Source organism: Sporobacter termitidis DSM 10068, from assembly GCF_900130065.1.
Lineage (GTDB): Bacteria > Bacillota > Clostridia > Oscillospirales > Oscillospiraceae > Sporobacter > Sporobacter termitidis.
Genome location: NZ_FQXV01000016.1, coordinates 49943 through 74000, shown reverse-complemented (window position 1 = coordinate 74000; position 24058 = coordinate 49943). Strand labels below are relative to the sequence as shown.

The 24058-nt window shown below is 62.1% G+C and carries 16 protein-coding genes and 1 riboswitch; of the genes, 7 read left to right on the top strand and 9 right to left on the bottom strand.

From position 1 onward, the window contains the following. Window positions 1-389 precede the first annotated feature (389 nt). From glmL to BUB60_RS17420, 6 genes are all read right to left on the bottom strand, one after another. The gene (gene glmL / locus BUB60_RS17450) at window positions 390-1775 is read right to left on the bottom strand and encodes a methylaspartate mutase accessory protein GlmL (RefSeq protein ID WP_073082129.1); all 1386 of its coding nucleotides are present in this window, start codon (window positions 1773-1775) and stop codon (window positions 390-392) included. A 175-nt stretch (window positions 1776-1950) separates the two neighbouring features. After that, on the bottom strand, window positions 1951-3870 hold the full coding sequence (glmS, locus tag BUB60_RS17445) for a methylaspartate mutase subunit S (protein ID WP_073082126.1): 1920 nt from the start codon (window positions 3868-3870) through the stop codon (window positions 1951-1953). A 17-nt stretch (window positions 3871-3887) separates the two neighbouring features. Then, the gene (locus tag BUB60_RS17440) at window positions 3888-4799 is read right to left on the bottom strand and encodes a glycyl-radical enzyme activating protein (protein WP_073082124.1); all 912 of its coding nucleotides are present in this window, start codon (window positions 4797-4799) and stop codon (window positions 3888-3890) included. Window positions 4800-5288: 489 nt separating this feature from the next. Then, window positions 5289-7811 carry a pyruvate formate lyase family protein gene (locus tag BUB60_RS17430; protein ID WP_073082118.1) on the bottom strand — a complete coding sequence of 841 codons (2523 nt, stop codon included), beginning with the start codon at window positions 7809-7811 and terminating at the stop codon, window positions 5289-5291. A 198-nt stretch (window positions 7812-8009) separates the two neighbouring features. After that, a complete protein-coding gene (locus BUB60_RS17425) occupies window positions 8010-9206 on the bottom strand; it encodes an iron-containing alcohol dehydrogenase (protein WP_073082115.1) in 1197 nt (398 codons plus the stop codon). A gap of 3 nt (window positions 9207-9209) precedes the next feature. Then, complete coding sequence (locus BUB60_RS17420; protein ID WP_073082095.1) at window positions 9210-10400, bottom strand: iron-containing alcohol dehydrogenase; 1191 nt, start codon at window positions 10398-10400, stop codon at window positions 9210-9212. A 283-nt stretch (window positions 10401-10683) separates the two neighbouring features. Between BUB60_RS17420 and BUB60_RS17415 the strand changes: the two genes are divergently transcribed. The 3 genes from BUB60_RS17415 to BUB60_RS17405 all read left to right on the top strand — a co-directional run bounded on the left by BUB60_RS17415 (window position 10684) and on the right by BUB60_RS17405 (window position 14822). Continuing rightward, window positions 10684-12294, top strand: coding sequence for a PucR family transcriptional regulator (locus tag BUB60_RS17415; RefSeq protein WP_073082092.1), 1611 nt, complete (start codon window positions 10684-10686; stop codon window positions 12292-12294). A gap of 493 nt (window positions 12295-12787) precedes the next feature. Beyond that, a complete protein-coding gene (locus tag BUB60_RS17410; RefSeq protein ID WP_073082089.1) occupies window positions 12788-13327 on the top strand; it encodes a nitroreductase family protein in 540 nt (179 codons plus the stop codon). A 220-nt stretch (window positions 13328-13547) separates the two neighbouring features. After that, window positions 13548-14822, top strand: a complete 1275-nt coding sequence (locus BUB60_RS17405) for a CaiB/BaiF CoA transferase family protein (RefSeq protein ID WP_073082086.1) — start codon at window positions 13548-13550, stop codon at window positions 14820-14822. A gap of 62 nt (window positions 14823-14884) precedes the next feature. Here BUB60_RS17405 and BUB60_RS17400 read toward each other — a convergent pair whose 3' ends face one another. Both BUB60_RS17400 and BUB60_RS17395 read right to left on the bottom strand, forming a co-directional pair. Then, on the bottom strand, window positions 14885-16297 hold the full coding sequence (locus BUB60_RS17400; RefSeq protein ID WP_073082082.1) for an MFS transporter: 1413 nt from the start codon (window positions 16295-16297) through the stop codon (window positions 14885-14887). Between the two features lie 143 nt (window positions 16298-16440). After that, entirely contained in the window at window positions 16441-17010 is a 570-nt protein-coding gene (locus BUB60_RS17395) for a CBO0543 family protein (protein ID WP_073082079.1), read from the bottom strand. Between the two features lie 119 nt (window positions 17011-17129). Further along, window positions 17130-17322, top strand: a riboswitch (cobalamin riboswitch). 102 nt (window positions 17323-17424) lie between these two features. Here BUB60_RS17395 and BUB60_RS17390 point away from each other — a divergent pair. Further along, window positions 17425-18792 (top strand): cobyrinic acid a,c-diamide synthase CobB, encoded by a 1368-nt coding sequence (locus BUB60_RS17390; RefSeq protein WP_073082076.1) that lies wholly within the window; start codon window positions 17425-17427, stop codon window positions 18790-18792. A gap of 48 nt (window positions 18793-18840) precedes the next feature. On the opposite strand, the gene BUB60_RS19895 is transcribed toward BUB60_RS17390, so the two are convergent. Beyond that, window positions 18841-19026, bottom strand: a complete 186-nt coding sequence (locus tag BUB60_RS19895) for a hypothetical protein (protein ID WP_143162399.1) — start codon at window positions 19024-19026, stop codon at window positions 18841-18843. Window positions 19027-20319: 1293 nt separating this feature from the next. Here BUB60_RS19895 and cbiB point away from each other — a divergent pair. The 3 genes from cbiB to BUB60_RS17375 are packed head-to-tail and all read left to right on the top strand — an operon-like array spanning window position 20320 to window position 23844. After that, complete coding sequence (gene cbiB, locus BUB60_RS17385; protein ID WP_073082073.1) at window positions 20320-21282, top strand: adenosylcobinamide-phosphate synthase CbiB; 963 nt, start codon at window positions 20320-20322, stop codon at window positions 21280-21282. Then, a complete protein-coding gene (locus BUB60_RS17380; RefSeq protein WP_073082070.1) occupies window positions 21273-22343 on the top strand; it encodes a pyridoxal phosphate-dependent aminotransferase in 1071 nt (356 codons plus the stop codon). The genes cbiB and BUB60_RS17380 overlap by 10 nt, the downstream gene beginning before the upstream one ends. Window positions 22344-22353: 10 nt before the next feature. Beyond that, a complete protein-coding gene (locus tag BUB60_RS17375) occupies window positions 22354-23844 on the top strand; it encodes a cobyric acid synthase (protein ID WP_073082067.1) in 1491 nt (496 codons plus the stop codon). The last annotated feature ends 214 nt before the right edge of the window (window positions 23845-24058 follow it).

The window sequence follows — 24058 nt, the reverse complement described above, 5'->3', positions numbered from 1 at the left end:
GTCATTCCCGCGAAGGCGGGAATCCACGTTCCCCCGTCCCTTTGCCCTGGGGCTCTGCCGCGCCGACAGAGCGGGCGAACACAGTTCGCCCCTACGACGACCAACCCCATGCCGTAGGGGCGAACTGCGCTCGCCTGCCTTTGTCCCGCGCCGCTATTACCCCGGTCACGCCGGATGAACCCCCGCCTTGCGACGCCCCAAAGTATCTTGCGATGCCTCAACGCCCTGTCATTCCCGCGAAGGCGGGAATCCACGTTCCCCCGTCCCTTTGCCCTGGGGCTCTGCCGCGCCGACAGGAGCGGGCGAACACAGTTCGCCCCTACGACGACCAACAATCCATATCGTAGGGACGGCCATTGGCCGTCCGTGTATGACTGTGTTCGCCGGCCTTATATCTCCTGCAGATATTTCTTGATGATCCTGAGCGCCTTGGCCGGGTCGGACTGGGCTAAGAGCCCGACGGCGAAGAGGATATAGCGGCTGTCCAGATAAAACCGCGGTGCCTTCGGCTTGAGGATATGGGGCGCGTCGCCCCTGTAGACGGCGCCGGCCAGGACGCGGCGCGGGTCGGCGGAAAACACCACGGGGCCCCCGGCGCCGATGACGGTTTTGACCTGCGTCAAATCCTTGCCGCGCTGGACCCAGAACTCACCGCTGGTGGTGACTACCAGCTTCACCGTGCCGGCATGCCGGTCCACCGCCGTTTTAACGGCCAGCTGCGAGAGCGTCAGCTGGCACTCCGTCAGGTCGGCGTCCTCCGGGATGCTGCGCGCGGACCGGAGCTTTTCGACCTTTGCCTCAAAGGCCGCTTTCCGGTCGTCGTACAAATCTTCAGCCTGCGCGGCGATGCCGGAGAGCGTGTCGAGATTGTGGAACAGTCCCAGGTCCCCCTCCACCGTCCGCTTGGCGTACGGCTCGGGGAGGCCGGCGACCGCCGCGCCTTCCTTTGTGGGGGCGCCCCGGGCCACGGAATAGACGTCCGTCGTCGCGCCGCCCACGTCCACCAGCAGGAGCTCCCCCAGGCCCGGCGCGCCGCGTGCCCCGTCGGCGATGAGCTTTGCCGCCTCCAGGACAGCCGACGGCGTCGGCATGGCAACGCCGCCGATCATCTCCCGGACGCGGCTGATGCCCTTGGCGTCCGTGATGCGGCTGATAAAGAGCTCCCGGATTTTCTCGTTGACAGGGTCCAGCGCCAGCCGGCCGAACTCCGGCATGACGTTTTTCGTATAGACGACGTTTTGGCGCGTCCCGGCGAAAAGCGCCTCGATCTCGTTCCGGGCCGACTTGTTACCCGCCACGATGACGTTTTTGACACCGTTTTGCAGCTCGGACAGCATGCGCGCGTTGTGGAGGATCGTCTTTTTGTTGCCGCCGTCGGTGCCGCCGGTGAGCAGCACGATGTCGGGCGCCAGCGCGGCCAGCTCTTCTTGTTCATCCCGTGTCATCTCGTAAGAAAACGTCCCGACGATTTTGGCCCCCGCGCCCAGTGCGGCCAGGCGCCCCGCCTCCGTCGTATACTCCGGCACCAGGCCGATGCAGACCATCCGGAGCCCTCCGGCGGCGCTGGAGCACGCCACGGCGCGCCGGATGTCCTCATCACCGACGGGCACCGTCTCCCCGAGCCTGTCAAGGGCCTCCCGGAGGCCCAGGGAGACATCCGTATCGACGGTGGACGGCGCCTGTACCCGCGCCAATAGCGCCTCTTTATCCAGATCAAAGGCCACCGCCTTTGTAAATGTGCTGCCGAAATCGATGAAAATGCGGATATCGCTCATACGAATGCCTCCTGTTGTGCCGAGGGAAAGGACGGAGGCGAACGCAGTTCGCCCCTACGGGTGCATCTCACGTAGGGGCGATTATCAATCGCCCGTCCTCACCGTCAACGCGGTCCACACATTGCAAGGCCGCATTTTCATGCGGCCTTGCCAATATCAGAGCGGCAAAACAGCGTCAAATTCTGCCTCTCTTTTTTAAGTCGCCGCAGAGGTCGCGGATGGACTGCTTCACGTCGGACTCCGGGGGATAGACCCTGTCGAAGCCCAGCTTTTTAAAGGTCGCCTCGTCTTCCTCGAAGACGCGGGTGCCCACGCCCAGGATGCCGCCGATGTACAGGAGGATATCGCCGATGCCGGCCTCCACGCACTTGTCGCGGAAGCCCTGCAGGTCCATCTCGGCCATGCCGTAGAGGGAGGTAATCAGCATGGCGTCGGCGTCCGTCTCCTGGGCGGCCTTGATGAATTCCTCTGCCGGCGTCTGCGCGCCCAGGGCCACGACGTTGAAGCCGTCCTCCTTCAACGCCTTGGAGATGATCTTTGTGCCGATGACGTGGGCGTCGACGCCGCAGGTGCCGGTGACGACGGTGGGGACGCGCCGCATCTCGATTTTTTCGTCCCGCGCGGCCGCGCCGCCCTTGTCGAAGGTGCCGATGATCTTGCCCTGGGACAGGCACCAGAAGTCGGCCATGGAGCCCTTGAAGCCCAGCCTTACGCCCTCGAATTTCTCGCGCTCCCTGATTTTTTCGTCGTTGTATTTCCGGACCTCCTCGGGAATCGGCAGATTGCCGTAGTCGATGTAGCGGCAGGCGCCCTCCAGGTCCCGGGCGCCCATGCACAGATCGCGCGGGTAGATGTTGATGGAAAAGGGCGAGTCCAGCACGCCCGCCTCAATGGCTTTGACGACGCCGACGGCCACGTCGCCCTCGCCCATCTCCAGGACCTTGTCGAGAATGGCGCTGACGGCAAGCTCCGTCATGCGCATCTCCTGGGCGATGGCCGGGGTGTCGGCCATAAACTTCTGCTGGCGGACGACGTTGAAGATCCAGCCCGCCGAGGCGTACGTCTGCATGTGGGACTCGATGCTGGGCACGCCCAGCGCCTCGTCGATGGTCTTCACCGAGCAGGCGGCGAGGTCCGTCATGGCCGCCTCCATCGCCACAAAGTTGATATACCCGAAGGCGTTGCCCAGGTCCTGGGGGAACGGGAACAGCGAGGACTGGTTGCCGATGACGCCGGGGATGATCGTATCTGTAAACCCGAACTTGTCGAGATATTTGCGGAAGAGCTTTTCGCAGATCCTGATCTCCGCCACGTCCTGGGCGATGTTGCCCTGGAAGTTCATGAGCGGCACGATGCTCTTTGTGCCCTGCCCGGCGGAAATAAGCGCCTCGATGATCTGCGTGGCGATATTGACGTACATGGGGATGACGCCGTTGGGCAGCCAGCCGTGGGTGTCGGTCGAGATGATAACGCCCTTTTCGGCGTACAGGCCGATGAGCCGGCCCAGATACTGCGCCGTCTCGATGCACTCCTCGGGCGTGGCCTTCTTGTCGTAGCCGCCGATCCAGCCGAAAAAGCTGTTGGGCATGGCCGTCATGCCGGAGGCAAAGGCGATCTCGCCCACAAAGCTGTTGGCCACCCGGGAGGAGCGCGGGTCAAACGCGCCCTCGCAGGACTCGACGACGCGGCGCGTCGTTTTGACGCCGTGGTTGATGATGGGGTAGCCGTTTATTTTGTTTTTTCCGGTCCTGATGCTCTCCTCGAGCCCGCGCTGGGCTTTGTCCAGCTGCAGGTTGCGGGTATAGGAATCGGTGGTGAAGGGGAACAGGCGCACGCCCACGGCGTTGAGCCCCTGGAGGAGCTTGATCTCGTCCTCCACGACGGGGACGCCGGAGCGCGGGAACAGCCCGATCTTGCCCTCCGCCTTGTATTTTGCCAGCGCCTTGGTGAAGTTTTTGCTGTCCGGCATTTTCTTGTGGTACTCTACCGCCTCGTCGATATCGACCTCCCTGCCGGTCGGCCACTGCGCCAGCTGCTCGGCGCGCATTTTGGCAAACGTCCTGTCCTCGATTTTCTGCTGCTTAACCCTGATCACGAATGTTCCCCCTCCGTTTATTTCGATATCTCGCAGGCGAGCCCGTAGGAGTCGATGATTGCTTTCGCTTTATTAAGCTCCTCCTGCGTCAGCTCGGGCACGTCCTCGAGCCGATATGTCATATCCACCATTCTGTACTTATTCGCCCCGTACCGGTGGTACGGCAGGAGATTCACGGGCGCGTCCCCCGCGGCGGCCTTCACGGTTTCCGCCAGGGCGCGCAGATTGTCTTCCGAATTGTTGTATCCGGGAATGAGCGGCACACGGATGACCATCGGCACGCCCTTTTTCACAACGCGGGCCAGATTGTCAAGGATCAGTTCGTTGGACTGGCCGCAATATTCCCTGTGCTTTGCCGGGTCGAGATGCTTGAGGTCGAAAAACACCAGGTCCGAATACTCGAGGATTTTACAGAGCGCCGCCGGATCGCCGAAGCCGCAGGTGTCGGCGTTGGTGTGGTAGCCCGCCTCCCGGCACCTCCTGAAAAGCGCCGCCACGAAATCCGCCTGCGCCAGAATCTCGCCGCCGGAGGCCGTGACGCCGCCGCCGGAGGCCTCGTAATAGTCGGCGTCCCTTTTGACGACCTTGAAAACCTCGTCCACCGTCATCTTTTTGCCGGAAACCTTCAGCGCCTCCGGCACGCAATGATGGACACATTCCTCACAGAGCGTGCAGGCGTCCCTGTCGATATGTACCCCGCCGCCGTCCAGCGTCACGGCGCCCGCCGGGCAGACCTGCACGCACGTCCCGCACCTTTTGCAGGAGGTATACCGATACGTGATCTCCGGCAGCCCGCGCTGGGATTCCGGGTTCGAGCACCACAGGCAGCTGAGCGGGCAGCCCTTCAAAAAAACAGTCGTTCGCACCCCGGGACCGTCGTCAATGCTGTACCGCTGGATATTGAAGACGATCCCCGTATTGTTTTCCATGCAGTTCTCCTTGAGTTGTGATAGATAAGCGCGCGCTCTTCATGTCCATTCCGGCCTTTTCTCATGCCGTCCAACCTTTTCTTATGCCATCCGGTTTTTCTTCATGTCATTCCCGCCTTTTCCTCATGTCATTCCCGCGAAGGCGGGAATCCACGTTCCCCGTCGGAAGGCCCTGGATTCCCGCCTTCGCGGGAATGACAACGAGGCGAGGAAGGCCGTCCGCTCGGAACCTCAGCGGCGCCGGGAAAGCACTCCTTCAGTCGGCTGCGCCGACAGCTCCCTCAAAGAGGGCGCCTTGGAACGCGGGGGCCCTCATCCGTCGCGGCTTTGCCGCGCCACCTTCCCCCAGGGGAAGGCTTGAGCGGAGGCAAGACTTCCCTTTGAACAGTGTGCGGGGCAAAGCCCCGCTGGGGTCATAGGGGGCGGAGCCCCCTATCATGGGGCATGGGGCGAAGCCCCATACCTCTTAAGGGCGGGTGGGCGGGAATTCTATACCATTTCATGCATCGTCCGCTGCACGATCTCGTTTTGCAGCTCGCGGGGCAGGTCGATGAAATAAGCGCTGTAGCCGCCGACGCGGACAAGGAGATTTTTGTGATTCTCCGGGCACTTCTGGGCGTCCAGCAGCTCCTCGCGGCTGTGGATGTTGAACTGGATGTGCCAGCCGCCCCGCTTCATAAAGGCTTTTATCAGCCAGGCCAGCTTCTGGAGCTTTTCGTCGGTGTTGAGGATGGTCTTCGAGAACTTCATATTCATCGCGTAGCCGACGAATTCCTTGGCATACGGGCCGTTGGTGGCGGAGTTGATGGCCGCCGTGGGGCCGTTTGTATCCATGCCGGGCATGACGGAGCACGCCGCGTCGTTCGTGGGAGAGCCGGAGAGCCTGCCGTTAGGCAGCGCGCCGATGGCCTTGCCGATGGAGATGTGCCCGGCGGCGGCGCCGATGAACAGCATCGGCTTTTTGCCGGTGATGGGGTCGATCCACCGCTGCATGATTTCGGGAACCCTGGTGGAGAGCTTGTCGTAAATCTCATCCACATACTCGTCGTCGTTGCCGTATTTGGGGGCGTTCAGGCACAGCTGGCGGAGCTCGTCGCAGCCCTCCCAGTTTTTGGCGCAGGCGTCCAGCAGCGTATCCATAGTGACCTTTTTGGTGTCGAAGACGAGCTTTTTGACGGCGGCCATGCTGTCGGCCATATCCACCATGCCGCGGCTGCCGAGCCAGGACGTCCTGCCCTCGGGATAGCGGGCGCCGCCCTCCTTGGGCGTGAGGCCCTCGCGGATGCAGTCCTCGTACTGCATGGCGCAGCGCAGGCCGCTCATGGGGCCGTCCGTGATCTCGGTGGCCAGGGAGAGCAGCTTCACCTTATGCAGGATCGGCACGAAATACTCCAGCTGCTTGAAGTACGCCTCCTCCAGCTGCTCGATGCCGGTAAACGTCCGCGGGTCGCCCGTGTGGGGGCCCAGCTGCTTTTTCGTCCGCGGGTCGTAGCCGTCGTTGAGGGCCAGCTCGAAGAGCTTTGTCTGGTTGATGTTGTGGCCGCCGCCCAGGTGCTCCATGCAGTCCAGGTGATAGCCCAGGCAGCCGGAGGCGTTCCAGTTGCAGGCGTCCTCTATGGGCACACCCCTGTCCAGGTAACGCTGGGTGCCCAGCCTGTCGTTCAAAAACGCCGGGTTGCCGCCGCCGAACTCGCGGTTGCAGCGCAGGGCGTGGATGACAAAATCCGGGTCCATGTCGGGGTTGTAGCGGACGTAGATGGCGGGCTCGGAGAGCTTGATCTGGGCCATGGCCTCCAGCACGAGCCAGGAAATCTCATTTGTCAGGTCCTCGCCCTTTTCGTTGACGCCGCAGAGGGTGATGTTCGGCAGGAGCGAGCCCGGGGCCGCCCGCTGCTCGCGGGGGATCGTGACGAGATTTTCGCACTCGCGGATTTTGAGCCACAGGGCGCCCAGGAGTTCGGCGGCTTCCTGCGCGGTGACCTTGCCGGCCTTTTTGTCCGCCTCGTAATATTTATAAAGGAGCTGATCGAGGCGGCCCACGGGAACCTCGGGCCGGTCGGAGCTCTCCTTCCAGCAGACGAGATGATACAGCCGCACGCACTGGACGGCCTCGAAGAAGTCCCGCGGCGGCTCGCCCGGGACGCGCTCGCAGGCCTCGGCGATGCGCAAAAGCTCGGCTCTGCGCTCGGGGCGATTTTCCGCCGCCGCCAGCTCCCGGGCCAGGTCCGCGTGGCGCTTTGCGTACTTGATAAACGCCTCGCAGGAGATGATGCAGGCCTCCAGGAGCCAGTACTTGCGCAAAAACTGGGCCGAGCCGTGGGAGTGGGCGTTGTCGCCCTCCGCCACCATCCGCGCCCGCTCCTTTTTGCACAGGTCGATGACGTAGTTGAGCCCGTGGTCGACGCATTTGACGGATACCTGGGCCACGCCCCCGCCGTAGGCGCTGTAGTTCTGGAAAAGGCCCCTGTCCATCTTGTAGCGGACGCCGCGGCCCTCAAAGATGCACGCTCTGTCGAACAGGAGGTCGAAGACGCCGGGGCCCAGGTCGTACTCCAGGGCGGCGTTGACGGTGGACACCCTGGGCATATGCTCCGCCCAGTATTCGGCGTCCTCCTTCAGGGCCGCAAGGTCCTCGGGGGCGATCTTGGTGGACTCAGTGTCGCTGGTTTTGCGGGCAAACCGGCCGGAGTTGCACATTTCAAGGATTTCGCGGGGCTTCATGGCGCACAGCGTGCCGTTGCCGCGGATGAACTTCGTCAGGGAGCCGACGATGAGCTCGCCGTCCCGGATGAGGAGCGGGCACTCCAAAAGCCGCTTTTCCAGCGCCTTGGCCCAGCGGATGTCCACGGGGAGCCCTTCCGTCTCCTGCCAGGATTTTGTAAAGAGCAGCGTGTCGTCCACATAGACCTGCGGCTCGGCCGCCTCCCACTCCGCCTTCAGCTTTAAAAGCCGCGGCGTGAGAACTTGTACGCTTTGTATTTCCCTGGGATCAACCTTTGTTGCTATTGCCATATAAAAAACCTGCCTTTCGCTATTAAGTAGGGGCGGACCTTGTGTCCGCCCTGTAGCATTGCTGCACGGCACATTTCTTGACATTTCCGACCCACATGCGGCGCATACGGGGGAACGGGCCGCCGAGGACGGCGGCCCCTACGGGACTGTGCCCCCGTCCCCGTAGGGGCGATTATCAATCGCCCGTCGCCAATCCAACTAATTCTCCTCCCAGGCGCGGGAGACGATGGACGCCACCAGCGCCTCCGTCGCGGGCACCGGGGACGTGCCCTGACCGAAGAGCCTGACGAGGCCCTCCTGCATCGTGACGACCATCGGCGGCACGACCTCCAGGAGGTCTGCCTTCGTAAAGCCGTTTTTCGCGCCGTAGTCCCGGAGGGCCGGCAGCTTCAGCCGCGTCATCAGCGCCCGGACCGTATCCCGGGCCGCCCGGCCGAGCGTCTCCGGCGCGGCGTCCTCCGGTACCGTTCCGCCGAGGGCGGCGGTGACGTCCCGCACCTTTTCCGGGACGGCCGGGGCGATGGTCTCCAGCACCTGCGGCAGGCAGGAGGCGCAGGCGTTCCCGTGGGGGACATGGAACCTGCCGCCCAGCACCTTGCCGATGTCGTGGGCCAGATGGCACAGGGGACCCGACATGGAGATGCCGCCCAGGGAGGACGCCAGCATCATGCCCTCCCGCGCCTCCAGATCGGCGCCGTTCTCAAAGGCCCGGACGAGGTACTTCCCCACGAGGATGAACGCCTTTTTGCCGGTGAGCGCGCAAAAGCTGTTGGAGAGATTCGAGGTATAGGACTCCACCGCGTGGCAGAGGGCGTCCATGCCGGTGGAGGCCGTGACAGCGGGCGGGAGGCCCAGCGTCAGCTCCGGGTCCACGATGCCGAGACTGACGGCGCAGCCGACGCCGGCGATGTTCGTTTTGATATTGTTTTTCGTATCGGTGATGACGCCGCCGGGGGTACACTCGCTGCCGGTGCCGGCCGTCGTCGGGATGACGATCAGAGGGACGGAGGGCTTTGTCACCACGCCCTCCCGCCCGAAGTATTTATTGATAGGGGGCGGATTCGTCTGCAGGAGCTTGGCGCCCTTGGCCGTGTCCAGCGAGCTGCCGCCGCCCACGCCGACGACGCCGTCCACCCTTTCGCGGACGCCGATGCCGCCCGCCTCCTCCACGGACCAGTCGGGCGGGTCGGCCTGGACGCCGTCATAGGTGACGGTTTCAATACCCGCGCCACCGATGATGTTAATGATCCTGTCGGCCACGCCGGAGCTTTTGATGCCCTTGTCGAAGACGACGAGGACCTTTTTGCAGCCGAATTCCTTGAGCTTTTCGCCCACGAGCCTCGAGGTGCCGGCACCGAAGAGCAGCGGGTTCGGGCTTGAGAATATGCTTTGCACGCCTTACACCTCCATGAGGGCGCGCAGCCTGAGCTGCGCGTCATAGGATTTGCCGAGAATGTCCGCGATGTCGTCCGGCGTGACGGGCCGGGGCGAGAAGAAAAAGTTCTGCGTGGCCATGATCGGCCTCACCGCCGACAAAAGCTCCGCCTTTGAGGCGACGTAGTCCGTGAGCCGGGGCAGCCCTGAGTTCTTCATGAGCTCAAAAATCGTCTCGGAGGCAATCCGCCCGATCTCCTCCGGCGCCGCGGCCTCCGGCACCGCGCCGCCGAGCGCTTCGGTAATTTTTTTCATCTTATCCGGCACCGCCGGGGCATAGAATTTGAATATCTCCGGCAGGCACGCGCTGACGGCCACACCGTGCGGCATACGGAACCTCATGCAGATGACGGCGCCGATATCGTGGGGGATATTGCAGAAGGGGCCGAGGATGGACATGGACGCCATGGTGGCGGCCAGCTGCAGCCCCTCCCGGGCCTTGAGGTCGCCGCCGTCCCGGACGGCCTCCGGCAGATTTTCGCCGATCAGCCGGATGGCCTCGAAGCCGAAAAGCTGCGAAAACTCGTTGGGCTGGTTGGACACCACGGCCTCCACGGCGTGACATAAGGCGTCAAAGGCGGTTGCCGCGGTTACCGCCGGCGGCAGTTCCAGCGTCAGCTCCGGGTCAATGATGCCGAGGGTGACGGGGCAGCCGAAATTCTCCTTGGTGTTTGCCGCCGTGTCGGCGCAGGCGCCGCCGGGCGTGACCTCGCTGCCCGTCCCCGCCGTCGTGGGGATGACGACGATGGGCTTGAGGCGGGACAGGTCGCCGGTGGGCGGCTGGCCGGGCCGGGCAAAATACCGGTTGATGGGCGGCGGATTGGACAGGAGCACGTCGATGCCCTTGCCGGTGTCGATTGAACTGCCGCCGCCGACCGCCACGACGCCGTCCACCTTTTCTCCGGCGGCGAGCGCGCCGCCCTCATTGATCGTCACGTCCGGCGAATCCGGCAGGACGCCGTCAAAAAGGACTGTCTCGATGCCCGCGGCCTGTATGTACCCGAGGATTTTGCCGGCGATGCCGGCTGCCTTGACGCCCGCGTCACAGACCACGACGACCTTTTTGCAGCCGAGCTTTTTAAGCTGCGCGCCGACGGCTTTGGACGATCCGCTGCCGTACAGGACGGGGTTTGGGCTGTTCCAGGTGCTGAACATGAAAAACCACCTCTGTCGTTAGATGTACAATAGACGGAACAAAATTATGGCGGAGTATTTACTTTTAGGCGCGCGCTGGATAAAATATAACAATAGAGACAAATTTTCCGGATTTTTAAGCCTGTTTTTATCAGAGCTTACAGACCTGCTTCAATAACATTTTAGAAAGCCCCCGTCAATAAGTCATCATTTGAAACAATGAAATCACGGATTTTATTTCGTAGGATATCACGGCTTATGTCAAATACCGCGCCGGTTTTGGTGAACAAGCGGGAGGAAAGCTATGCCAGTTACTGTCAAGGCCATCAGAGAGCAGGTCGGGGCGTTTCGTCCCGATTATATTTCGCCGGGGGGCGCGGACAACCAGATAGAGAAGATTCTGCCGCTCCGGCCCGATGCCGACACCGGGGCGGCGGGCACGCTCTACGTGGGGCTGGCCTCCCAGCTGCCGGCGCAGTGCCCGCAGAACGTCGTCTGCGTGGGGGACGCGCCGGTGCCGGAAGCGTTTAAAAAGCTGCAGTTTGTGAGCCTCACCGTCCTGCCGGCGGGGACGGACCCGGACGACGTCTACGCCTGCTTGTGCAACTTTATGCTGGAGGGCGACCGGGCGCTGTCCGCCGCGGCCAACCTCCTGTCGTCCCTGGCCAAGGCGCGGGGGCTGGAGAGCATCGTCGCCATCGCGTACAAGGCGCTGGGGAATCCGATCATCGTTTCGGACAAGAGCTGGAAGGCGCTGGCCATCGCCTCCGACGTCAAGGAGACGGACGACGTGGCCTGGAACGAGTTCATGACCACAGGGGCGCTGTCCCTGGAGGTCGTGTCCATGAACATCAAGGAGAAGCTGACCGACAGGATCGAGCAGAGCGAAACGCCGTTTTGGTGCAAAGAGGCCAACATGAAATACCCGCGGCTCTTCTGCCGGGTCGCCGTCGGCTCCCGGCCGGTGGCCACCGTCGCCGTCATCGAATACTACAGGCCCTTTGTCGAGCGGGATTACCTGATGCTGTCCATGCTGGCCAGCGCCATTTCGGCCGAGATGCAGAAAAACAAGTTCCTGCATTACACGCGCGGGCTGCTTTACGAGGAGTTCATCGTCGACCTCATCGAGGGCCGCGTCAAAAACCAGACCGTCATCGAAGAGAAAATCAAATCCTTGAACCTGGGGCTGAAACGGTTCATCCACGTGGTCACGATCGACATCAGGGCGTTCGACGTCACCTATTTCTCCATCCCTTATATGCGGGATTACCTGGAAAAAATGATCACCGGCAGCAAGGCTCTCATCTATAACGACAACATCACCATGGTCTCGAGCTACAACGGCGAGCGTGAGATTTTCGAGTCCGACGCCCTCAAGCTCCGGGATTTTCTGAAGGATTACAAGCTCCACGCCGGCGTGAGCCGCCCGTTTACAAAGCTCGACGCGCTCAAGGAGCACTATTGCCAGTCCCTCGAGGCGCTGGACCTGGGCACCCACATCGACAGCGAGATCACCGTCTACGCCTACGACGATTACGCCATCTACCACATCGCCAAGGCCTGCGCCGACGTGTCCGACCTCAAAAAGTTCTGCCATCCGAAGCTGGAATACCTCATGGAGTACGACACCGAGCACAAGACCTCCTTTACCGACAGCCTGTATACATATCTCAAGCACTCCCGCAACATCACCAACACCGCCAAGGCCCTGCACCTGCACCGCAACTCCATGATCTATCATCTCAAGCGCATCGAGGAAATCCTCAATTTCAGCCTGAGCGACAACGAGATGCTCCTGCACATCGAGCTCAGCTTCCGACTGATGGAATATGACAAAAAATTCAACCGAAAAATAATTAACTCCCCCCACCCCCTCGATTCCCCACGCGGCGGGCCGCGCGGGGGCCCCGGATGATTTAATCTGCCGGGCGGAAGTGAATTCCGCCGCGGCATAAATCTCGCTGCGCTCGATTTTACGCGCCAACCGGCGCGGCTCGCCGGCGCTCGCAAGGCGGCGTCCCATGCCCCGTCAGGGGCTCCGCCCCGGACCCCGTCGGGGGGCTACGTTCCTCAACCCCGTCGGGACTCCGCTTCGTAACCCGTGAGGCCCCGCCCCACCTCGTGTCATTCCCGCGAAGGCGGGAATCCACGTTCCCCAGCCGGGGTATGGATTCCCGCCTTCGCGGGAATGACATGGCCAAATCCGCAGCTGTTCGGCTGCACCGGCCGTGCCGGCGGGCTGATTTGTCCCTGCGGCGCGCATGGCAATTCGCTGCGGCGCTGTAGGGCAAGGGCTCTGCCCTTGCCGGACCCGCAGCGCGCGGCGCGGCACAAGAGCGGCGGGAGCAAGCCCCCGCCCTACGGCACCGCCTTTTTAATCTGTTATCAAAATCTGAGGAGGTTTTATTATGGAAGCATTGGAAGCGATCCTGAAACGGAAGAGCGTGCGGTCGTACAAGACGGCGCAGATTTCGGACAAGGACCTGGAAGCGATTTTGGAAGCCGGCAAAAGCGGACCGGGCGGCGGGGCGTATCACCTCTCCGTCATCCAGAAGCCGGAGCTTTTGAAGAAGATCAACGACGCGACAAAACAGGCCATGCTCGCCGGCGGCGGGTTTATGAAGGAGCGCGCCTCGCTCCCCGGCTATGAGCCGGTTTACGGCGCGCCGACGCTCATTCTCCTGTCGGCGGCCGACACCAACGGCATTGCCAACGCCTCTTGCTCGGCGGAGAACATGCTCGTGGCCGCCACGGCGCTGGGCCTCGGCTCCTGCTACCTGATGTCGGTCCGCGGCGCGTTTGCCGGGGAGGGCGGCGCGGCGCTCCTCAGGGAGTGCGGCGTGCCCGAGGGCAATACGGTCAACTGCGCGGTCATCGCCGGCTATCAGGATGGAGAAGCCTTCGCTTCCTCCGCGCCGAAGGTCCGGACGGTCAATTACGTAAAATAGCGGCGCGATCCCCGGGCACCCGCCCGGGGATCGCTTTTGCCGGCGCCGGAATGTATTCAAGGCATGGCCCGAAAACTGCAAAATTCCCCGCGCGGATGGCGCGGGGCGCGAAATTCTATCCATTTAGACGATTGACATTTATAGTATTCTACAATAAAATCAGTGTCAGGTTTTAACAGACACGGATTTTTACCGGTAGAAATCACGGGAGGAAAACAAAATGAGTACGCAAAGACCACTTGAAGGCATCAAGGTCATTGACATGAGCACCTTTATCGGCGCGCCCGCCTGCGCCCGCTTCTTTGCCGAATTCGGTGCGGAGGTCATCAAAATCGAACCGAAGGGCGGCGACGTCGTCCGTTTTAACGGCGTTTCCGAGGGCCGTCTCGGCACCCCGTACGAGAATACGACGTGGGATCTGGAAAACGCCCATAAGCTCGGTCTTGTCCTGGACCTGAAATCGCCCGAGGGCAGAGACATTCTCTTCAGGCTCCTGGAGAAAACCGATATTTTTATCACAAACTGGCGCCCCCAGGCGATCGCCAAGCTCGGACTGGACTATGAAAGCCTGAAGGACAAGTACCCCAGGCTCGTTTACGCCTCGTTCACCGGCTACGGCGAAACCGGCCCGGACTGCAACCTGCCCGGCTACGACTTTACGGCCTTCTGGGCGCGCAGCGGCCTCTTAGGCACGTCCTACCAGAAGGGCACGGAGCCCATCAACCTGGTCCCCGGCATCGGCGACCACACCACCGGCATGTTCCTGGCCGCCGGCATCATGGTGGCGCTCTTTAACGCCCAGAAAACCGGCAAGGGCGACAAGGTGGAGATCAACCTCCTCCACAGCGCCATCTGGACCCAGGGCATCGTCATCCAGGCGGCCCAATACAAGGACCTCGGCGCGAAATACCCCACCAGCCGCAAGGTTGCCGAGAATCCCTTCAACAACACCTACAAGACGAAGGACGGCCGCTTTATCCAGCTCTCCATGCCGCCGTTCGACATCTTCTATCCCACATTCATGCCGCTCATCGGGCACCCCGAGCTTGTGGGCAACCCGCGCTACACGATGAAGAGCATCACGGAAAACAAGCTCCACGGCGAGTTCATCGCCATCATCGAGGAAGCCTTTGCCCAGAAGACGGCCGCCGAGTGGGTCGAAATCCTCACCAAGGCCGACGTGCCCCACAGCGTCGCCCAGGTCTGGGAGGAAGTGCTGGAGGACGAGCAGGCGTGGGCGATCGGCGCGTTTGAAAACGTCAAGTACCTCACCGGCGAGCGCGCCATGGTCCGCCAGCCTGTCAGCATCAAGGGCGCTGAGAAGAAAAAGTACGCCCGCGGCCCCTTCCTTGGCGAGCACAGCGAGGAGATCATCAAGAGCCTCGGCTACACCGAGGAAGAGATGAAGGAGCTCCACGACAAGAAGATCTACTTCACCTGGGACGATCAGCGCGAGAAATTCGGCGGCAACCTGAAAGAAGAAACCAGCTATTAAGCTCAGCAAAAGAGGCCTTTGGATTGCTCCAAAGGCCTCTTTTTATTTGGCTCCTGTTTAACTCAATTGGACGGCAACGTATTCTCGGCGCTGTCGGCCGCGGCCTTTGCGGCGACGTAAGCCGCCGCGCGCTCAGCGTTTTCCTTGGCGTATCTGGCGGCGTCCGCGTCGGAGATGTGGTATCCGAAGAGCATGACCAGCATCGCGATGAAGCTCAGCGCCGCCGGAATGAGTGAAAACACGATCATAAAGTTACTGACGAAGTCGGGCGACGGCGCCATGCCCGCCGTGTAGCCGATCACCGCCAGGCCGAAGCTGCCCACGGCCCCGCCGACGATCAGGCCGATCTTGATCGGGAAGGTCATCATGCCCATGGCGACGGCGCGGTTGTCTTTACCGGTCTTATGGAAATGATATTCGCCGCAGTCCAGAACATAGTTTGCGCCGAAGCCCAAGTAGAAGTACCCGGCCAGGGAGGCGCAGCAGCCGATAATCACATAGGGGACCACGGAGTTCCGCGCGAAGAAGAAGATAAGGAGCTGGCCGATAACGCCGACGAGCAGCCCAATGACCATGGCCCGCTTTTTACCGAGCCTGACGCCGACCTTCGGGCCCACAATGGCGGCAAACAGCCCGAACACCGTCGAGATGGTCATGGAGACGGCCATCAGCATAAAGTTGCCGAGAACATAGATGAAATAATAGGCGGCAAGCGTCATGATGATAAAGGTACCCATGTAGCTGATGGAGTTTACCACCAGCAGAATAAGCAGCTGGCTGTTTGTCACGACGGATTTGACCATTTCCCTGACCGGGATGCTCGGGCCGACGCTGACTGTCGAGGCCCGCTCATACTTCAGGCAGGCCTTGGCCAGGAAATGGCATCCGAAAATGTATGGAATGGCGTAGATAACAGACACGATCATATAGCTGTAAGCACTGCCCACGACAGGCTGAAGGCCCGTGATCAACGGGACCGTTATAAGAGAGGAGAGAATACTCGCCGCCGCGACAAACTGCGTCCCCCTGAAGGCCAGCTTATTCCTGTTTTCCATTGACGCGCCGCCCATGACGGCCAGGATATTGAACTGGGATGTCTGGACAAAGTTCATGCTGCAGTTGACCATGCAGTAAGCGATAAAAGAGAGGACACAGCGGACGGCCATGGGCGTACCCGTGGTATTCGTGAACATTAGAATGACGCCGACACTGACGATCCAGCGGGTAGCCGTGATCCATTTGCTATACATTGTGCCTTTTTCCCGCGCGCGCTGGATGATGCCCCCCGACAGAATTCCGACCACCGTGTCGACGAGCCGGGCAACCAGGATGAGTGTCCCCATCAGGGCGGCGCTCATCATCAGATTATCCGTCAGGAAAACAGACATATAACCGAGAGGCATGACAACCACGAGACTATCGGTGAACATGTAGAACGCATAGTTAAAGATATCGGACCGCGACAACTTGTTCATGCTTTGACCTCCCCTAAATATTGATGCCCGGGCACGGACGGCATGCCCATCTGACGCCCGCCGCCGGCGGCATCTGATATGACAATATTCAGGACAGGTGAAAGATTATTATAAAAGTTTGAAATTTTTTACCAAATTTTTATTCAATTTGTATGGCGTTTTTCACATTCGCGGAGGCTGCGGGTGTACAGCCAATGGCCGGCCATATAGATGGCAAAGTAGATAGGCAGGGAATAATGGTGCTCCCAGCCGCCCGGCTCGTACATGCCGAGCCAGATGAAGACCGGCTCGACCACATAGGCGGCCATAAGGCCGAACACCACGCCCTTGAGCCAGGGGTTCACCCTGGACAAAAACTGATAGAACAGCATGGCCGTGACCGGCATGACCGTCAGGTCCCACGGCACATACTCGGGGAAATACGGCAGCAGCAGGGTGTTGTAGTTCCAGCCGCCCTGGGACACGCCCGCCACGTCCAGCAGCGCCGCCACGAGCATTGTAAACAGGCCGGCGTACAAAAGGCTGTGCGTCCTCTTCCTGTCGCGTACAATAAGCCATAAGACCCACGGCAGCACGGCCAGCGCCACGTCGAGCCACCAGTGCCATGTAAAAACGATCTTCTCTCTCCAGACCTTCTCCAGGTCGTCGTGCGCCTTGATGTACTGATCGATGATTTCATCGATTTTTCCAAGCAGCTCCTGATCAAATTTCATGACGATTCACCTCAACCATCTAAACAGCTTGCACAGTTCCTCAATATTTATGTGCATGGACACGGCGCGCGGCATATCCGCCACTTGACAAATCCGCTTTTTCCCCTTACCATAAACACACAATATGAAATCGCTGCGCTCGGCAGGGGACCCTGCCGAAGGAAGTCGGGTGAAAATCCCGCGCGGAGCCGCCGCTGTAAGAGTAACAGCCTCGTTTCAAGGGGGAAGCCCCGGTCACTGTGGTCATCATGGGAAGGCGAAACGACGGCCAGGACGCTCGAGCCAGAATACAGACGCTGCGATTTACATCTGAGCCGACGGGACTTTCGGCCGGGGTGATAAAAGCAGGTCTTTGCTTTTTCACGCTTCTCCGTCCCGGAGAGGCGTTTTGTTTTCTGCCGCAGGAGGTGCATTATGGCAGCAATTCCGAGATTTATGGTCGCCGCGCCGTCCAGCGGGGCGGGCAAAACCACCGTCACGCTGGCGCTCCTGTCGGCGCTTAAGAGGCGCGGCCTCGACCCCGTCAGCTTCAAGTGCGGCCCGGATTACATAGACCCCATGTTCCACCGCGCCGTGCTCGGCATCCCGAGCTATAACCTCGATTTGTTCTTCACGCCCGCCGAGACCGTGCGCGGGCTCTTTGCCGGGCACGCCGCCGGCCGCGGCGCCGCCGTCATCGAGGGCGTCATGGGCTATTACGACGGCTCCGGCACGGGCACCGAGGCCAGCAGCTACGCGCTCGCCGCCGCCACCGAGACGCCGGTGATCCTCGTCGTCTCCGCCCGCGGCGCGTTCCTCTCCATCGCCGCGACAATCAAGGGCTTTAAGGACTTCCGCAGCGACAGCCGCATCGCCGGCGTCATCCTGAACGATTGCTCAAAGCCGCTGTTTGACATGACGAAGGCCATGCTGGAGCGCGAAACGGGCCTGCCGGTGCTGGGCCATCTCCCCCGGCTGGAGGACTGCGCCATCGGCAGCCGCCACCTGGGGCTCGTCACCGCCCAGGAGATAGGCGATCTGCAGCAGAAGCTGGAAAAGCTCGGCGACGCGGCCGAAGCGGCCGTGGATATCGGCGCGCTCCTTGAAATCGCGGCCGCCGCGCCCTCTGTGGGCGGTTCTTTGCCGGAGGCCGGCATGCACCTCAATAGCAAGCCCCGCATCGCCGTGGCGCGGGACGAGGCTTTCTGCTTTTATTACGAGGACAACCTGAATCTCCTCACCCGGGCCGGCGCCGAGCTCGTCCCCTTCAGTCCGCTGCGGGACAGCGGGCTGCCCGACGGCGTTTCCGGTGTGTACCTGGGCGGCGGCTACCCCGAGCTCTACGCCGGGCAGCTGAGCCAGAACGCCGCCATGCTGGACAGCGTCCGCAGGGCCGTGTCGGGCGGCATGCCCGCCTTTGCCGAATGCGGCGGCTACCTCTATCTCCACGAGTCGCTGGAGGACGACAGCGGACAGGCTTTCCCCATGGCCGGCGTTATCGCCGGGCGGGGATTCAAGACATCGCGCCTGCAGCGCTTCGGCTACGTCACGCTGACGGCGCGGGAAGACACCATGCTGTGCGCCGCCGGGGCATCGGTCCCCGCCCACGAGTTCCACTACTGGGACTCCACCGTTACGGGCGGGCAGTGCACCGCGGCAAAGCCCAGGGGAAAATCCTGGCCCTGCGTCGTGGCTACCGAAACCCTCTTCGCCGGCTTCCCCCACCTTTACTTTTATGGCAACCCCACCTTCGCGGAAAATTTCGTTAAGGCCGCCGCCAGGTATGCGGAACGGGCGGTTTAGCGTGGGGGTTCCGCCTGCGGGCGGGGGGGACGTAAAAGCTCCGCAGGGTCACTTTTCTGCTCGTGCAGAAAAGTAACCAAAAGATACGCCAAAGGAGGAGGCTTTTTCTCCCCACACGGCAAGCCGCATGGGGGCCCCTGTTAATTTAATCTGCCGGGCGGAAATAAATTCCGCCTCGGCATAAATCTCGCTGGCACTCGATTTTACGCGCCGATACCGGCGCGGCTCGCTCACGCTCGCTCCGCCTCCTCCTTTGGAATCCTCCTCCCCGAAACCTAGGGGTCTGTGCGTGGGAGAATGGACTTTCGTTATCCTGTTACCAGCCTAAGCCTTAAAGGGCGAAGCCCCGTTTACCGGCCTTCGGCGGCCTGCCGCGGTGCGATTTTGTGGTGCAAATCACGTGGTAAACCGTAGGGGGCGATGCCCACATCGCCCCATCGGCTCTTACCCGTAACGGCACGCAATTCAATGACATCCTCGTAGGGCGGGACGACCCTGGCCCGCCGTCGGTCCTTATCCACGGCTCGACGCCGCGCCGACAGGAGCGGGCGAACACAGTTCGCCCCTACGAAGACAACAATCCATGCCATAGGGGCGAACTGTGTTCGCCTGCCTTTGTCTCGCGCCGCTATTACCCCGGTCACCCAGGATAAACCCCGCCCTGCGACGCCCAAAGTATCTTGCAATGCCCCAAAGCCTTGTCATTCCCGCGAAGGCGGGAATCCACGTTCCCCGTCCCTCTGTCTCCGGGCTCTGCCGCGCCGACAGGAACGGGCGAACACAGCTCGCCCCTGCGATGACAATCCATGCCGTAGGGACGAACTGTGTTCGCCGGGCGGGACGGGCGATTGATAATCGCCCCTACAGGCATCGGCAAGGTTTTGCACCTTGGGAATGTCTCCGATGCCATTCCGTTTCCCGCAGCACGACGGCGGAAACGAACGAAGCGCCAAGGGCCCCCGGCACGTCCGGCCCCCGCAATACACGCGGACACACCCCGTAGGGGCGATTATCAATCGCCCGTCCGCCCAGAGTTTGCAATATATCTATTAGATATATATCTTATAGATATATCACGCCATACCCTTCAGCCCTGTAACATTGCTGCACTGCGCATCGGGGAGGGCAGACACAAGGTCTGCCCCTACGGCGGGGAACGGCGGCCGCGCGCAGCGGGCGCAGGGGAACGCGACGCCGCCCTCGGCGTCCCACCGCGCCGCACTCCGGGGGACGGGTGGCCGGATCGACGGCGGGCCGGGTCGTCCCGCCCTACGGCGTGCGGTAAACTATAGCGTTTGCGCAGCCGCATCTTCCGTCCTGGGGCCTCGGACATGTCACCCAGCCCCGGCGCCAACAAGAACGGCGGGAGCAAGCCCCCGCCCTACCGTATATGTTCAAAGCAAAATACCAATCCCCGCCTCCGGCACGGGCGCAGCCCCGCAGCCGCACCTTCAATGGGTCATAGGGCGAAGCCCTATACCTCTATCGGGCGGGCGGGTGGGCATTATTCAATCATGGAGGAATCCCATGCTTTCACTGACGGCCTTGATTATCGGCTTCATACTGGACCTCATTATCGGCGACCCCATCGGGTGGCCGCATATCGTGCTGGGGTACGGCAGGCTGATTGCGTTTTTCGAGCGGGTGCTGCGCAAAAGCTTCCCGAAAACGCAGGGCGGCGCGCTGGCGGCGGGGGTCTGCCTTGTAATTATTATGAGTATCGTCTCGCTGGGCGCGGGTATCGGGGTGCTCGTCCTCTGCCAGATGGTGTCGGTCTATCTGCGCGTGGCGGTGGAAAGCATCCTCGTCTGGCAGTGCATCTCCCTCCGCTCCCTGAGCGTGGCGAGCATGACGGTGTATAAGCCGCTCAGGGAAGATAATCTGCCGGCGGCGCGGCGCGCCGTGGCGGAGATCGTGGGGCGCGACACGGAAAGCCTGGACGCGCAGGGCGTTACCCGCGCCGCGGTGGAGACCGTGGCGGAGAACACCGGCGACGGGATCATCGCCCCGCTGCTGTTCCTGGCCGTCGGCGGGGCGCCGCTGGGGCTGCTGTACAAGGCGCTCAACACCATGGACAGCATGGTGGGCTACAAAAACGACACGTACCTCTATTTCGGCCGGGCGGCGGCGAAGACCGACGACGCCGTCAACCTCCTTCCCGCCCGGCTGGCCGGGGTATTCATGGTCCTGGCGGCGTTTCTGTCGGGCTTTGACGGCAAAAATGCCTGGCGCATCTTTAAACGCGACCGGCTGAATCACAAAAGCCCCAACTCGGCCCATACGGAGGCCGCCTGCGCCGGGGCGCTGCACGTGAGGCTTGGCGGCGACAACTATTATTTCGGCCAGCTCGTGCGCAAGCCGACCATCGGCGACGACGACCGCCCGGTGGAGCCGGAGGACATCGGGCGGGTAAACCGGCTCCTCTACGCCACGGCGTTTCTCTTTTTTATTGTCTGTATGCTTGTTAAGGCGGTGATTATATGGCTCTGATACACGGCGGGGATATGGAAGGGTATATTCTCGAATACGGCAGTGAACCGCTGGATTTTTCGGCCAACTGCAACCCACTGGGCATCCCGGACGGCGTCCCCCCGGCCATCGCGGCGGCCGCGGCCGGCGCCGACCGGTACCCGGACCCGCTCTGCCGGCGTTTGCGCGCGGCGCTGTCCGAAAGGCTCGCCCTCCCGGACAGCTGCATTCTCTGCGGCAACGGCGCGGCCGACCTGATCTTCCGGCTGGCGCTGGCCGCCAAACCGAAAACGGCCCTCGTCACCGCGCCCACCTTTGCCGAATATGAGCTGGCGCTGGAGACGGCCGGCTGCCGCGTCCTCCGCCATGCGCTGGCCCCGGAGGCCGGCTTTGCCCTCACCGAGGCGCTTCTGGCGCGGATCACGCCGGGCCTCGACATGCTCTTTATCTGCAACCCCAACAACCCCACCGGCCTCACCGTGGCCCCCCCGCTGCTCCGCCGGATTCTGGCCGCCTGCGAGGACAGCGGTACGCTGCTTGTTGTGGACGAGTGCTTCAACGGCTTTCTGGACGAACCGGAAAAGCACACGCTCAGAGGCTGCCTCAAGGATGCCGATAAGCTCCTCATTCTGGACGCCTTTACGAAGCTTTACGGCATGGCGGGCGTCCGCCTCGGTTACTGCATGACGAAAAACCTGCCGCTCCTGGAGGCGATGAAGAACGCCGGGCAGCCCTGGGCGGTGTCGTCCCTGGCTCAGGCCGCGGGGCTGGCCGCCCTCCGGGAGGACGGCTACGTCGCCAGGGCCCGGGCGCTCGTCAAAACGGAGCGGGAATATCTCCTCCGGGAGCTGCGCCGCCTCGGCCTCGCGGCGCTCTCAGGCGAGGCCAATTATATCTTCTTTCGCGCCGATGTCCCGAGGCTGGCGGAAAACCTGCGGGCGCGGGGCATCCTCATCCGCGACTGCGGCAATTATGCCGGCCTCGCGTCCGGCTGCTGGCGCATCGCTGTCCGGCCCCACGGGGAAAATATAAAACTCATTGAAGCGCTGTCCGGCCTGCTCGGGCAGACCACAACGAAATAAGGTGAATCATATGGCAAAACCGATCATGGTCCAGGGCACGGCGTCCAGCGCCGGAAAAAGCCTCCTCTGCGCCGGGCTCTGCCGCGTTTTCGCGCAGGACGGCTACAAGGTCGCGCCGTTCAAAAGCCAGAACATGGCCCTCAACAGCTTTATCACCCACGAGGGACTGGAGATGGGCCGGGCGCAGGTGATGCAGGCGGAAGCCGCCAGCATCGAGCCGTCCGTTCTGATGAACCCCGTCCTTTTAAAGCCGACGAACGACATGGGCAGCCAGGTCATCGTCAGCGGCGAGGTGGCCGGCACGATGACGGCCGGGAATTACTACGAGTTCAAAAGCCGCCTCCGCCCGGTCATCACAAAATCCTACAACACGCTGGCCGCGCAAAACGACGTCGTCGTCCTGGAGGGCGCCGGCAGCCCGGCGGAGATCAACCTCAATCAGGACGACTTCGTCAACATGGGCATGGCGAAGATCGCCGACGCTCCCGTGCTGCTGGTGGGCGACATCGACAGGGGCGGCGTCTTCGCCAGTATTTACGGCACGGTCAAGCTGCTGAGCCCGGAGGAGCAGCAGCGCATCCGGGGCATCGTCATCAACAAGTTCCGGGGCGACGCGGCGCTTTTGAAGCCGGGCCTCAAGCAGCTGGAGGACCTGGTGGGCATCCCGGTGCTCGGCGTCGTCCCCTACCTGAATCTCGACCTGGACGACGAGGACAGCGTGACGGAGCGGTTCAGCCAGAAGGTCTCCGGCAAGCCGCTAGACATCGCCGTTATCCGCCTGCCCCGCATCTCGAATTTCACCGACTTCAACGCCCTGTCCCGGCTGGAACCCGTCGGGCTGCGGTATGTGACCCGCGCGGAGGAGCTGGGCGGCCCCGACCTGGTGATCCTGCCGGGCACGAAAAATACGATGGGCGACCTCAAATGGCTGCAGGACACGGGCCTCGCGGACGCCATTAAAAGCCTGGCCGGCGGCGGCACGCCCGTTATCGGCATCTGCGGCGGCTACCAGATGCTGGGCCGGACGCTCTCCGACCCCGACGGCGTGGAAGAGGGCGGCGATATGGCCGGCCTCGGCCTTTTGCCCGCGGACACGATTTTCGAGCCGAAAAAGGTCCGCACCCGCGTCACCGGCGCCGTCTGCCCGCTGGGAGGGTATTACGGCGGCCTGGCCGGCATTGGGGTGACCGGATACGAGATCCACATGGGCAGGACCGCTTTGAGCGGCGGCGCGGTCCCCTTCTGCGTTTTGTCGGACGGCCAGCCGGACGGGGCCGTGTATCAAAACGTCTTCGGCAGCTACCTGCACGGCCTGTTCGACGGCGCGCCCGGCGCCACGCTGGTCCGGCTGCTGCTGGAAAGCAAAGGGCTCAGCGTCGATTTTGACGCCGGCGTCAGCTTCGACGACTACAAAAACGCCCAATACGACCTTTTGGCCAGCGCCCTGCGGGAAAGCCTCGATTTCAAGAAAATCTACGAGATCATGGGGATAAGCAAATAAGACGTTCTTTAAAAAGCCTTCCCCTGGAGGCACATTGTCATTCCCGCGAAGGCGGGAATCCACGTCCCCCCGTCCCTCTGTCGGGGTGATGCCGCGCCGACAGGGACAGGCGAACACAGTTCGCCCCTACGCGACATATCTAACAGATATATATCTATTAGATATGCCGCAATCAAAGCACACAAGGGCCGCCATGCTGCATGGCGGCCCTCTT